Origin of the sequence: Antarctobacter sp., from assembly GCF_965277915.1 — a bacterium.
Lineage (GTDB): Bacteria > Pseudomonadota > Alphaproteobacteria > Rhodobacterales > Rhodobacteraceae > Antarctobacter.
Genome location: NZ_OZ255849.1, coordinates 498319 through 510919 on the forward strand (window position 1 = coordinate 498319; position 12601 = coordinate 510919).

A 12601-nucleotide genomic window follows, 5' to 3' on the forward strand; every position below is an offset into this window, starting at 1 on the left:
CAATCACAAGCGCCTGTCCCGTCACGCCTCCTGCGCCTCGGGCGCGGGGCTTTCGGTCGGGTGCTGCAACTGGACGACGCGGTGCGGATACGGGATCTCGATGTCGTGGTCCTTGAGCGCGTTCCAGATCAGGAACAGCACGTCCGAGGTGTACTTGTTCGGCCCGTCGTCGATGCCGTTGACCCAGAATTCCACCGCGAAATCGATGCCCGAGTCGCCAAAGCCGCGCAGTTCGCAATCCGGCGGGTAAGGTGCCGACAGCACTCCGGGGTGCTTGGCCACGGCCGCCTCGACGATGTCGGGAACAAGATTGATGTCGGTATTGTAGCTGACCGAAAAGGGCGCCTCGTAGCGGTTGGCGCTGCCCTGATCGGAATAGTTGATCACGCGGGTGGTGATGAAATCCTCGTTCGGGACAACGATCCAGCGGCCATCATAGGTCTCAAGGATCATCGCCCGCGCGGTGGTCTTGACGATGGTGCCGGCCTCGCCGCTGTCCAGTTCGACGTAGTCGCCCACCGTGGCCTGCCCTTCCAGCAGCAGGATGATGCCCGAGATGTAGTTGGACGCGATCTTTTGCAGGCCGAGGCCGAGACCCACACCGATGGCACCGCCGAGGACCGCCAGCGAGGTCAGGGGAATGCCGACGATGTTCATGAGCAGCAGGAAGGCGATGCCGAAGATGCTGAATTCGGCGGCCTTGGCGGCCAGTTGCCGCGTGGCGGGACGCATGTCCGCCTGCTTGTGGATATAGGCACCGGTCTGGTCGTTGGACCAGCGGCCCAGCCAGAACAGGATCGACCCGGCGATGATGCCCCGGATCACCGACATCAAGGTGAACTCGATGTTGCCCAGGCTGATCGTCATTTCGTTCAGGCGGTCCGTGGCCACGTCCAGCAGACCCACGGTATACAGCGCCATGACCGGCAGCAGGATCACCCGGCCAAGCATCTTGAGGAAGCCATCCTGCATGATCTCGCGCACCAGGATGCGTGCGGCCAGGAACAGGAAGACGCGTTTGCCGAAAGCGATCACCGCGCCCGAGTTGAAGATCGCCCGCGTCAGGCTTTCGCCGATGCCGGTAAAGGCCCAGGCCAGGATGGGCAACAGCAGCGGCACGAAGATCAGCAGGAACCGGCGCGCCGAGGCCAGCAGGGACTGGCGCGAGGCCTCTGGCGTCAGGATGCGGGTCAGCCAGGGCCGCAGCCGTCGGGTCAGAAGCCAGGCCAGAAGGAAAGCGGCGGCCAGCAATCCGAACTGCGACCAGGCGGCCGGCGAAATCAGCCATTCACGCGCGATCTCCCAGCCCTGCATGAGATAGGCATAGGCCTGCTGCACGATCTCGGGCTGGTTGGTCAGGTCGAAATCCATATGGCTTGATCCTTGGCGGCGTTGTCACATTCTCTTGCCCAATGCCAGTATCGGCCACAAGGGGAGCGATTTGGAACAGGGATCAGAACCTATTTGTCCGTTGTGCCTGCGCCGCATTCCGCCGGAGGCACGGCAAAGCCTGCACCACCTTGTACCGCGCCTGAAAGGTGGCAAGGGCGGACCCGTCGTCCTGTTGCACCAGATCTGTCACAGCGAGATCCACGCCCGGTTCACCGAGGCCGAACTGGCGCGCGATCTAAACACGGTCGAGAAACTGCGCGCGCATCCTGACATGGCGAAATTCCTCGCCTGGGTCGCCAAGCGGCCGCCCGCCTTTCACAGCCGCAGCGCCGGGGGACGGCGCAAGCGGTGAGACGGGGTTGCCCGTATCCTGCGCCGCGCCTAGGGTCGCGCTGCCAGGAAGGAGCCCGCCCATGCATCGTTTCCCGATCCGCGTCTACTATGAAGACACCGACATGGCGGGCATCGTCTACCACGCCAACTACCTGAAATTCATCGAGCGCGCCCGCAGCGACTGGGTTAAGGAACAGGGGCTGGACCAGAACGCCATGCGCGAGGACGACGGGATCGTCTTTGTCGTGCGGCGGATCGAGGCGGATTACCTCATGACTGCCCGGTACGACGACGCGCTCGAGGTGCGGACGACCGTCAAGAGCATGACCGGCGTGCGCCTTGTCATGTCGCAAGAAGTCGTGCGGGGCGAAGAGGTGATCTTTCGCGCCGAGGTGACGGCGGTCTGCGTCACCCGCGAAGGCCAGCCCGCGCGGTTGCCCGCGGCGCTGCGGCAAAGGGTGCATTGAACGAGCCGGCGCAGCCCTTGCTCCAGCGGGCATTTGCCTGCCCCGGAAACGGCCTTTGCCATGCCGCGGCGGGCGCAAGGGCAAACCCCCGCCTATGGGAAGCGGTCCGTGCCAGCGGAATGCTGCCAATTCAGTAGCCTTTCCCCTGCAAATCGGCTACATATCCCGGTAATCAGAGCCCCGGCCACAGGGGCCGACAGGAAATGAGCAGGTCTATGGAAGCAGGAACGCTTGCCCTCGCCTCGGAGATCGATTTCTCCTTCTGGGGTCTTTTCATGCGCGCGACGCTGACGGTCAAACTCGTCATGCTGTTGCTGATGGTCGCCTCGGTCTGGGCCTGGGCGATCATCATCGAGAAATTCGTCAGCTACCGCCGCGCCCGGCGCGAGGCGACGCGCTTTGACCGCGCCTTCTGGTCAGGGGAGCCGCTGGACGAGCTCTTCGAGCAGCTTGGCCCGGAACCTTCGGGGCGGTCGGAACGCGTTTTTGCGGCGGGCATGATGGAATGGCGCCGCAGCCACCGCGAGGACGGCGGGCTGATCGCCAATGCGCAAAGCCGGATCGACAGGTCCATGGATGTCGCAATCCAGAAAGAGGCGGACCAGTTGCAGAGGGGGCTGCCGGTTCTGGCCACGGTCGGCTCGACCGCGCCCTTCATCGGTCTGTTCGGCACGGTCTTCGGGATCATGCACTCCTTCATCCAGATTGCCGAACAGCAGAACACCTCGCTGGTGGTGGTGGCGCCGGGTATCGCCGAAGCGCTGCTGGCGACGGGCCTCGGCCTGCTGGCCGCCATTCCGGCGGTTGTCTTCTACAACAAGTTCTCCGCCGACGCGGACCGGATCGTGGGCAACTACGAGGCGTTTGCCGACGAGTTCGCGACCATCCTCTCGCGCCAGCTGGATTCCTGACCGATGGGAGCAGGGGTCGTCAAATCCGGAGGCGGCAAACGGCGGCGCGGATCGCGCAGGAGCCGCGCACAGCCGATGGCCGAAATCAACGTGACGCCCTTCGTGGACGTCATGCTGGTGCTGCTGATCATCTTCATGGTGGCGGCACCTCTGCTGACGGTGGGCGTGCCGGTAGAGTTGCCCAAGACAGCCGCGCAGGCCCTGCCCAGCGATCCGCAGGAACCGTTGACGGTCACGCTGTCGGCGGATGGCACGATCTTGATCCAGAACTCCGAGATCGCCCGCGACGAGCTGGTCAACCGGCTGCGGGCCGTTGCGGCGGAACGCTCGGACGACCGGGTCTACCTGCGCGCGGACGGGTCGGTGTCCTATAGCGACGTGGCCCAGATCATGGGGGCTTTGAACGCGGGCGGGTTCTCGTCGATCGGCCTGGTGACGGACGTGGGCGGCCCGGCACTTGACGGACCCGACGGCGGCTGAGGCGCGGATGAACCGCTATCTCTATATATCCGGCGGGGCACATGCCCTGCTGTTTGCCTGGCTGCTGCTGGGCGACGTGTTCTCGGCAGAGCCGCCGGAGATGCAGGTCTCGGACGTGACCGTTCTGAGCGAAGAGGATTTCGCCCTGTTGACGGCGCCGCCGGTCCCGGAGCCGGAGCCCGAAGCGGAAACACCCGTGGCACCGCCTCCGGAGCCCGAGCCCGAACCCGCGCCAGAACCCGAACCGGTCCCCGCGCCGGAGCCGGAGCCCGTCCCGGAGCCCGAACCCGAACCGCAACCGGCGCCCGAACCCCAGCCCGAGCCGCAACCCGAACCTGAACCCGTACCGGAACCGCAGCCGGTCCCGGAACCCGATCCCGTGCCGGCCCCGGCGCCGTTGCCGGATCCTGAACCTGTCCCGGCGCCGATCGCGCCGCAGCCTGCGCCGGTGCCCTCGACGCGTGCGCCCAGTGACTCCTTGCGGCCCCAGGCGCGCCCGGCGGACCGCGTGGCAAGCGAACCCGTGGCGCCGCCCGATCCGAACACCGAGCGCGCCGAAGAACGTGTCGAGGCGGTGGACCCCGAGGCGGACGCCCCCGAGATCGTCGAGGAAGAGCGCGACCCGACGGCGCCGCCCGAAACCGCGACCGAGATCGTGCCCGAGGGCGGCCCGCGTTTCGCGCCGACGGAATCATTGCGTCCGCAGGCGCGCACGCCCCGCGTGGCCCAGGCGGCGACGCCGCGTCCCGATCCCGCTCCCGATGCGGTCCCCGATGCACCCCCGGAACCGACCGCTACGCCGGACCCGGAACCCGCGGCGCCGGATCTGCCGGACGTCAACGCCGATATCACGGCGGCGCTGGCCGATGCCCTTTCCGCCGCCCCGCCGGATGTCCCCGAAGGTCCCCCCATGACGCGGGGCGAGCGCGAGGCGTTGCGACTGGCGGTGCAAGCCTGCTGGATCGTCGACAACGGGTCCGAGGCGTCGAACGTCACGGTGACGGTCGGGATGGAACTCGATCAGGACGGGCGCGTCGTGCCGGGCAGCCTGCGCATGATCGGAGCCTCCGAGGGCAGCTCGGCGGCGGTGCAGACTGCCTTTCAGGCGGCACGGCGCGCGGTCCTGCGCTGCGAGAAGGGCGGGTACGACCTGCCGGCCGAGAAATACGAGCAGTGGAAAGAGATCGAGATGACCTTCAACCCGGAGCAGATGAGGTTGCGGTGAGCGATTTCCTGCGCAAATTCCCCCTCTGCGGTCCGGTATTGCCGGTTTTGCGGCGGGGGAAATCAGGATAGGTTAACGCAGGGCGGGCACAGACCTGCCAGATCCGGCCCGAGCAGCGCCCGAAGGAGGGTTTTCCGAGATGATCGCACGTCTAGTCGCCTTGGTCCTTGCCTGTGCCACGGCTTTCCTGCCTGTGGCTGTTCAGGCTCAGTCCGGCCCCCTGCGCATCGAGATCACCGAAGGTGTTATCGAACCCTTGCCCTACGCGGTGCCCGATTTCGTCGCCGAAACCCAGGCTGCGGAACAGTTCGCGGCCGAGATCAGCCGCGTTGTCGCCGCCGACCTGACCGGCACCGGTCTTTTCCGCGAAATCCCGCGCGATGCGCATATCGCCCGGGTCAGCAGCTTTGGCGCCCCGGTCCAGTTCGCGGACTGGAAGGCGATCAACGCGCAGGCTCTGATCACCGGGTCGGTGTCTGCCGATGCCTCGGGCCGGGTGGTGGTCAAGTTCCGGGTCTGGGACGTCTTTGCCGGCCAGGAACTGGGGCAGGGGATGCAGTTCGCCTCTGACGCCAGCGGCTTTCGCCGGCTGGCGCACAAGGTGGCCGATCAGGTCTACAGCCGGCTGACCGGCGAGACGCCCTATTTCGACAGTCGCGTGGTCTTTGTCTCTGAAACCGGACCCAAGGATGCGCGCCAGAAACGCCTGGCGATCATGGATTACGACGGCGCCAACGTGCAGTACCTGACCGACGACTCCTCCCTGGTGCTGGCGCCGCGCTTTTCGCCCAATGGTGGGCGGGTGCTTTATACCAGCTACGAAACGGGCTTTCCCCGTATCCACGTCCTGACGGTTGGCGACGTGGCCAGCCAGATCCTGCAGGTAGGTGAGGGCGTGATGAGCTTTGCGCCGCGGTTCTCGCCGGACGGGCGGATGGTGGTCTATTCGCTGACGCAGGGATCGAATACCGATATCTTCGCGATGGATCTTGCCAGCGGCGCGACACGGCGCCTGACCTCGGCCCCGTCTATCGAAACCGCGCCCAGCTTTTCGCCCGATGGGCAGCAGATCGTTTTTGAAAGCGACCGGTCGGGCACCCAGCAGCTGTATGTCATGCCTGCGACGGGCGGAGAGGCGCAGCGGATCAGTTTTGGCGACGGGCGCTACGGCACCCCGGTCTGGAGCCCGCGCGGCGATCGTATCGCCTTTACCAAGCAGAACGCTGGCCGGTTCCATATCGGTGTAATGCGCACCGACGGCAGCGAGGAGCGGCTCTTGACCGCCTCTTTCCTGGACGAAGGCCCGACATGGGCCCCCAACGGCCGTGTCATCATGTTCTCGCGCGAGACACAGGGGGCGCAGGGCTCGTCGGCGTTGTACTCGGTCGATATCTCGGGGCGCAACCTGAAGCGGGTGCGCACCCCGGCGGGCGCCTCGGACCCCAGCTGGGGCCCGCTGCAATAAGACGTCATTTCCCATATATTGCGCCCTGTGATAGATAGGCCGCAATGACAAGAGCAGGACCTGATCCATGAAACATCTCACCAAGGCCATCCTGATCGGCGCGGCACTTGCCACCGCGGCCTGTACCAACCCGTCGCGGTTCGGTGGCGACGACGCTTCGCGGGGGGCGGGCGGTCCGGGCACCTATGCACCCGGCAGCGTCGACGACCCCAATTCGCCGGCCTATTTCTCGGCCCGCGTCGGCGACCGGGTGCTGTTCGCGGTCGACCAGTCTTCGCTGTCGCCCGAGGCGCGCGTGGTGCTGGACGGTCAGGCCAAGTGGCTGATGGACAACCCGGATTACCTGGCGATCATCGAAGGTCACGCCGACGAACAGGGCACGCGGGAATACAACCTCGCGCTGGGCGCCCGCCGTGCCAATGCGGTGATGGAATACCTGGTGGCCAAGGGTATCCCGCAAAGCCGCCTGAAATTCGTCAGCTACGGCAAGGAGCGCCCGCTCGAGATCTGCTCGGAAGAGGCATGCTATGCCAAGAACCGCCGCGCCGTGACCGTGATCTCGGTCAGCAGCCTGACGGGGTAAGACATGCTGCGTGCCGTGGTGTTCGGGGCCTGCCTGCTGGCAGGCGGTATGGCAACGGCCCAGCAGGGCGAGACGCTGGCCGACGTCAAGCAGGACCTTGCTGTCCTGACCGTCGAATTGCGCAAGCTGCGCGCCGAGTTGAACACCACCGGCGCGCCCTCTGTTGCGGTGGGCGGGTCCGCGCTGGACCGCATCACCGCCATCGAGAGCGAGCTGCAGCGCCTGACCGCCAAGACCGAGGAACTGGAGTTCCGTCTGGGCCGTGTCGTCAAGGACGGAACCAACCGGATCGGCGATCTGAAATTCCGCATCTGCGAGCTGGAACCCGGTTGTGACATCGGCAAGCTGGCCGAGACCGATCCGCTGGGTGGGGACGCCGCGCCGGCACCCGCCCCGGCGCAGCCGGCGCCGGAGCCGGCCACCGATGCGCTGCCTTTCGACGGGGAACTTGCCATCAGCGAAGAGGCGGATTTCCGGGCTGCGCTCGAGGCGCTGGACGCGGGCGACTACTCGGGCGCCGAAATGCTGTTTGCCCAGTTCCGCGAAACCTACCCGATGGGACCGCTGGAGCCTGCGGCGCTGATCGGCGAGGGACGGGCGCTGGAGGCACAGGGCGACACGCGCGAGGCCGCGCGGCGCTACCTGTCGGCCTACTCGGGCTTTCCCGACTCCAAGGTCGCGCCCGAGGCTCTGTGGCGCCTGGGCGATGCCCTGGGCGCGCTGGGTTCGGTGAGCGAGGCCTGTATCACGTTGGGTGAGGTCGCGGCGCGCTACCCCGGATCGGATGCGGTGGCCCGCGCGACAGCCAGCCGGCAGAGCCTTGGGTGCCAGTAATACGGTGAACCTCGACCAGCGGTTTGCCGAGGCGATGGGCCAGTTGCTTGGCCCGGATTTCCCTGCCGAAATCGGTCTGGCCGTCTCTGGCGGGGGCGACAGCATGGCGATGCTGACGCTCGCGCATAATTGGACCAGACACTGGGGCGTGGGCCTGCGAGTGGTCACCGTGGATCACGGGCTGCGCCCCGAGTCGGCGGACGAAGCCGCGATGGTGGCGGCGGAATGCGCCGCACTGGGTTGGCCCCATGACACGCTGTGCTGGCACTGGGATGGCACCGGCAACAAGATGGACGCCGCGCGGCGTGGGCGGCTTGCGTTGATCGACGCATGGCGCGGCTCGCTGTCCCATGTGCTGATGGCCCATACGCGGGACGACGTGGCCGAGACATTCCTGATGCGCCTGGCGCGTGGCTCTGGTGTGGACGGGTTGGCGGCAATGTCAGCGCGGCGGCAAGTGGGCGGCATGCAGGTCTTGCGCCCCTGCCTGGACATGGGGCGGGCCGAATTGCGCCATTACCTGACTGTTCTGAAAGGCACCTGGGTCGAAGATCCGTCCAACGATGACCCGACCTATGGACGGGTAAGGATGCGCCGGCTGCTCGCGGATTTGCAGGCCGAGGGGCTGGGGGCCGAAACCCTGGCCGACACGGCCGCCCGCCTGCGAGAGGACCGCCTCGCTCTGGGCCAGCGTGCCGCAACGATATGGGATTTGGTTGGCACGCAATCCGACTGGGGCGGCTTGGTTCTGAAGCCTGATTGGTACGTGAGGGTCGAACCTGCCACGCAGCGCCGCCTTTTGTCAGCCATGCTGCGCTTTGTGTCCGGTGCAGAGTACCCGCCACGGGCCGAGGCCTTGGAAGGGCTGCGTGATCGGCTGGTCAGCGGGGGCGGCGGAACGCTGCACGGTTGCGAGGTGATCCACCACCGGGGCCGGGTGCTGATGTTCCGCGAGGTGGCTGCCGTCGCCCAGAGGGCCGTGATCACCCCTGGTGGCACATGGGACGGACGGTGGCAGGTCACGGCGCCCGACTACGCGGGATGCACGATCCGCGCATTGGGAGAGGACGGCTGGCGGCAGGTCGCCGAGAAGCCGCCGGGCGCGCCGCCGTTTCGCGCCGCCCTGTCCCTGCCGTCGATCTGGCGGAACGACACCTTGCTGGCCTGTGACGCCCTGGGTATTGGCCCTGGCAAAACTGCGCGCCTGTGCCGCGCCGAGGTGTTCCGCGACTTCCTGCTCTCGCATTGAAGCCAGGGCGCCGATCTCTATGTTACACTACAACTCGCTGTGCTATGAGCCTGCAAAGCTTACAAAGGAGTTCCCCCCTTGGGTAACGCAAGAAACATCGCCTTCTGGGTCGTTCTGTTCCTCCTGATCCTGGCGCTCTTCAACCTGTTCTCGGGCGGCGGCACCACGCTGCAGAGTCGCGAGGTCGGCTACTCCGATTTCGTCCGCGCGGTCGAGACGCAGAACGTCAGCTCTGTGACCATCGACGGTGAACAGGTGCGCTATCGCACCAACGAGGGGCAGGACTATGTCACCATCAAACCCGAGGATGCGGAACTGACCAACCTGCTGTTGGACAACAACATTCCGGTCAAGGCCGAGGCGCAGGAGCAGTCGGGCTTCCAGTCCTTCCTGCTGTCGCTTCTGCCCTTCCTGCTGCTGATCGGTGTCTGGATCTACTTCATGAACCGGATGCAGGGCGGCGGCAAAGGCGGTGCGATGGGCTTTGGCAAGTCCAAGGCCAAACTGCTGACCGAGAAACATGGCCGCGTGACATTTGACGACGTGGCAGGCATCGACGAGGCCAAGGAAGAACTCGAAGAGATCGTCGAATTCCTGCGCAACCCGCAGAAATTCAGCCGTCTGGGCGGCAAGATCCCCAAGGGCGCGTTGCTGGTTGGCCCTCCGGGTACTGGTAAAACGCTGCTGGCGCGCGCAATCGCTGGCGAGGCCGGCGTGCCTTTCTTCACCATCTCGGGGTCCGATTTCGTTGAAATGTTCGTCGGTGTCGGCGCCAGCCGTGTCCGCGACATGTTCGAGCAGGCGAAGAAGAACGCCCCCTGTATCGTTTTCATCGACGAGATCGACGCCGTGGGCCGTGCCCGTGGCCAGGGCTATGGCGGTGGCAACGACGAACGCGAACAGACGCTCAACCAGCTGCTGGTCGAGATGGACGGGTTCGAGGCCAACGAGGGTGTCATCATCGTGGCCGCCACCAACCGGCGCGACGTTCTGGACCCGGCGCTGCTGCGTCCGGGCCGTTTCGACCGCCAGGTGACGGTGCCGAACCCCGACATCAAGGGCCGTGAAAAGATCCTTGGCGTGCATGCGCGCAAGACCCCTCTGGGTCCGGATGTCGATCTGCGCATCATTGCGCGCGGCACGCCGGGTTTCTCGGGTGCCGACCTTGCCAACCTCGTGAACGAAGCGGCGCTGATGGCGGCGCGTGTCGGCCGCCGTTTCGTGACCATGGAAGACTTCGAGAACGCCAAGGACAAGGTGATGATGGGCGCCGAGCGGCGCAGCATGGTCCTGACCGATGACCAGAAGGAAAAGACCGCCTACCACGAAGCCGGTCACGCGGTGGTCGGGCTGGCCCTGCCGCAATGCGACCCGGTCTACAAGGCAACGATCATCCCGCGTGGCGGCGCGCTTGGCATGGTGGTCAGCCTGCCGGAAATCGACCGTCTGAACTGGCACAAGTCCGAGTGCGAGGAAAAGATGGCGATGACGATGGCCGGCAAGGCCGCCGAGATCATCAAGTACGGCGAGCCCAACGTCTCGAACGGCCCGGCGGGCGACATCCAGCAGGCCAGCGCGCTGGCCCGCGCGATGGTCTTGCGCTGGGGCATGTCCGACAAGGTGGGCAATATCGACTATGCCGAGGCGCACGAGGGCTATCAGGGCAACACCGCGGGTCTGTCGGTGTCGGCGCACACCAAGGAACTGATCGAGGACGAGGTCAAACGCTTCATCCAGGAAGCCTATGAACGCGCCTACCAGATCCTCACCGACCGCAAGGACGAGTGGGAGCGCCTGGCGAAAGGGCTGCTGGAATATGAAACCCTGACCGGCGAAGAGATCAAGCGCGTGATGCGGGGCGATCCGCCCCATTCGGGCGACGACGACGACGGCTCTGGCGCGGTCGAGGAAAAGCCGTCGCTGACCGCGATCCCCAAGACCAAGCCCAAGTCCAAACCCTCGGGTGATGGGGGACTGGAGCCTGAGCCCTCGGCATGACGACCGGGAAGACAGAAGACGATTGGGACCCCGGGACCTACCACAGGTTCCGGGGTTATCGTTTGCTGCCCGCGCTGGACCTCTTGGCGCGGATCGGGCCATTGCCCCTAGGCGACGTGATCGACCTGGGCTGTGGCGCCGGGGATGTGGCGCCGGACCTTCACCTGCGGTTCTGCAAGACGACCGGAGCCAGGCTGATCGGAGTCGACAGTTCCCCGGCGATGCTGGAACAGGCGAGGGGGCAGGGGGTCTATGATCGGCTGGAAGAGAGAGACATTGCAGAATGGCAGCCGCAAGAAGCCCCGGCGCTGATATTCTCCAATGCCGCTTTGCACTGGGTCGACGGGCACGAAGCCTTTTTGCCGGGTTTGGTCGATGCTCTGGTTCCGGGGGGGATTCTGGCCGTTCAGGTGCCGCATCAGAACAACGCACCCTCGCACCGGCTTTGGCGCACATTGGCAGAGGAACTCTGCCCGGGCCAGGTGGAGGAGGTTCACCTGCCGGAGGTTCTGAAACCGGCGCAGTATTACCACCTGCTCGAAGGCCTGGGCGAGATCAGCCTCTGGGAGACCGAGTATTTCCAGAAACTGCCGCCCTGCGACGAGGGGCACCCCGTGCGCCGATTCACAGAGGCGACCTATGCCCGGCCCATCCTGCGGGCCATGCCCGAAACGGCCCGTGCCCGGTTGGTGGCCGCCTATGACGAGCTCATTCCCAAGGCCTACCCGTTGTCCACCGACGGAAGCGCATTGTTCCCCCTGCGGCGTATGTTCTTTACCTTGGCCCGTGCAGGGCGATCCGTTCCTGCCCCCTAGAAAGGCCCCCCATGCCCGCGCTCAAGCCCACTGATTACACCGCAACCGTCACATGGCTGGGCGTCGTGACGAACGCAGATCGTGTCGAACTTCTGGCCGAACCGCGAGAGCGCCTGGACCTGACCTTTGACGGGGTGGCGGGGTCGTTTCACGGTGGGGCGACGCGGCTTTCCTGTTCGCGGGTCAAGTCGCAGTATCCCAAGGGAACGGAAATCCGGAACGAACGCCAACTGAGCCTCATCAGTGCCGAGGAACTGGCCGAAATCGCGGCCCTGATCGGGGTGGACGCGATAGATCCCGCACGGTTGGGCGCCTCCATGGTTCTCAGTGGATTGCCGGACTTCAGCTTTGTCCCGCCGTCGTCCAGGCTGCAAGCGCCGTCCGGGGCGACGCTGACCGTGGACATGCAGAACCGTCCTTGCCAATTTCCCGCCAAGAGCATCGAAACGGTAGCACCCGGCAAGGGACGCGGCTTCAAACCTGCTGCCGCTGGACGGCGCGGCGTGACCGCCTCTGTCGCCCGCGAGGGCCGCGTGGCGATCGGCGATGTCCTGCGCCTTCACGTCCCCGACCAACGGGCCTGGCAACCCGAGCACTGATCCCCCGCCGGACAGGGCCCTGTTCAACGCGCAGGGATCAAAATTTCCGATACGAAAGTTCGTGTTGCTCTGCGCCGGTGCAGCAGTGATCTATAGGCGCAACGCGATGACCATTCGCCCCGCCAGAGCCTTGGGTTTCCGATCAGCGGCACATGGCTCGTGACGCGGTCAACCTTCGCCGCAGTTTCGCAAGAAAAGGTCGGATTCGCTTTCACAGACGGTCCGGCACATCGCTATGGCTGGGCCATCG

General features: G+C 65.7%; 13 protein-coding genes. 12 read left to right on the plus strand and 1 reads right to left on the minus strand.

The genetic code is table 11. The features are described from left to right. Positions 1 to 21: 21 nt before the first annotated feature. A complete protein-coding gene (locus ACQY5B_RS03360) occupies positions 22 to 1371 on the minus strand; it encodes a mechanosensitive ion channel family protein (protein WP_420326383.1) in 1350 nt (449 codons plus the stop codon). Positions 1372 to 1477: 106 nt separating this feature from the next. Here ACQY5B_RS03360 and ACQY5B_RS03365 point away from each other — a divergent pair, with 106 nt between their 5' ends. From ACQY5B_RS03365 to ACQY5B_RS03420, 12 genes are all read left to right on the plus strand, one after another. Further along, positions 1478 to 1744, plus strand: coding sequence for an HNH endonuclease (locus ACQY5B_RS03365; protein WP_305972332.1), 267 nt, complete (start codon positions 1478 to 1480; stop codon positions 1742 to 1744). A 61-nt stretch (positions 1745 to 1805) separates the two neighbouring features. Next, the gene (gene ybgC, locus ACQY5B_RS03370) at positions 1806 to 2192 is read left to right on the plus strand and encodes a tol-pal system-associated acyl-CoA thioesterase (protein WP_305972323.1); all 387 of its coding nucleotides are present in this window, start codon (positions 1806 to 1808) and stop codon (positions 2190 to 2192) included. Positions 2193 to 2407: 215 nt separating this feature from the next. Continuing rightward, the gene (gene tolQ, locus ACQY5B_RS03375; RefSeq protein ID WP_043142103.1) at positions 2408 to 3103 is read left to right on the plus strand and encodes a protein TolQ; all 696 of its coding nucleotides are present in this window, start codon (positions 2408 to 2410) and stop codon (positions 3101 to 3103) included. 3 nt (positions 3104 to 3106) lie between these two features. Beyond that, positions 3107 to 3583: a protein TolR gene (gene tolR / locus ACQY5B_RS03380; RefSeq protein WP_305972322.1), complete on the plus strand. Its 477-nt coding sequence runs from the start codon at positions 3107 to 3109 to the stop codon at positions 3581 to 3583. A 7-nt stretch (positions 3584 to 3590) separates the two neighbouring features. Further along, a complete protein-coding gene (gene tolA / locus ACQY5B_RS03385; protein WP_420326381.1) occupies positions 3591 to 4808 on the plus strand; it encodes a cell envelope integrity protein TolA in 1218 nt (405 codons plus the stop codon). A gap of 139 nt (positions 4809 to 4947) precedes the next feature. Next, on the plus strand, positions 4948 to 6273 hold the full coding sequence (tolB, locus tag ACQY5B_RS03390; RefSeq protein ID WP_420326380.1) for a Tol-Pal system beta propeller repeat protein TolB: 1326 nt from the start codon (positions 4948 to 4950) through the stop codon (positions 6271 to 6273). A gap of 67 nt (positions 6274 to 6340) precedes the next feature. Further along, on the plus strand, positions 6341 to 6856 hold the full coding sequence (pal, locus tag ACQY5B_RS03395) for a peptidoglycan-associated lipoprotein Pal (RefSeq protein ID WP_420326379.1): 516 nt from the start codon (positions 6341 to 6343) through the stop codon (positions 6854 to 6856). 3 nt (positions 6857 to 6859) lie between these two features. Then, entirely contained in the window at positions 6860 to 7690 is an 831-nt protein-coding gene (gene ybgF / locus ACQY5B_RS03400; RefSeq protein ID WP_420326377.1) for a tol-pal system protein YbgF, read from the plus strand. 4 nt (positions 7691 to 7694) lie between these two features. Further along, a complete protein-coding gene (gene tilS / locus ACQY5B_RS03405; protein WP_421917714.1) occupies positions 7695 to 8939 on the plus strand; it encodes a tRNA lysidine(34) synthetase TilS in 1245 nt (414 codons plus the stop codon). 78 nt (positions 8940 to 9017) lie between these two features. Further along, positions 9018 to 10937: an ATP-dependent zinc metalloprotease FtsH gene (ftsH, locus tag ACQY5B_RS03410; RefSeq protein ID WP_305972316.1), complete on the plus strand. Its 1920-nt coding sequence runs from the start codon at positions 9018 to 9020 to the stop codon at positions 10935 to 10937. Next, positions 10934 to 11752 (plus strand): methyltransferase domain-containing protein, encoded by an 819-nt coding sequence (locus tag ACQY5B_RS03415; RefSeq protein ID WP_420326375.1) that lies wholly within the window; start codon positions 10934 to 10936, stop codon positions 11750 to 11752. The genes ftsH and ACQY5B_RS03415 overlap by 4 nt, the downstream gene beginning before the upstream one ends. Positions 11753 to 11763: 11 nt before the next feature. Beyond that, on the plus strand, positions 11764 to 12351 hold the full coding sequence (locus tag ACQY5B_RS03420; protein ID WP_420326374.1) for an MOSC domain-containing protein: 588 nt from the start codon (positions 11764 to 11766) through the stop codon (positions 12349 to 12351). Positions 12352 to 12601 lie beyond the last annotated feature (250 nt).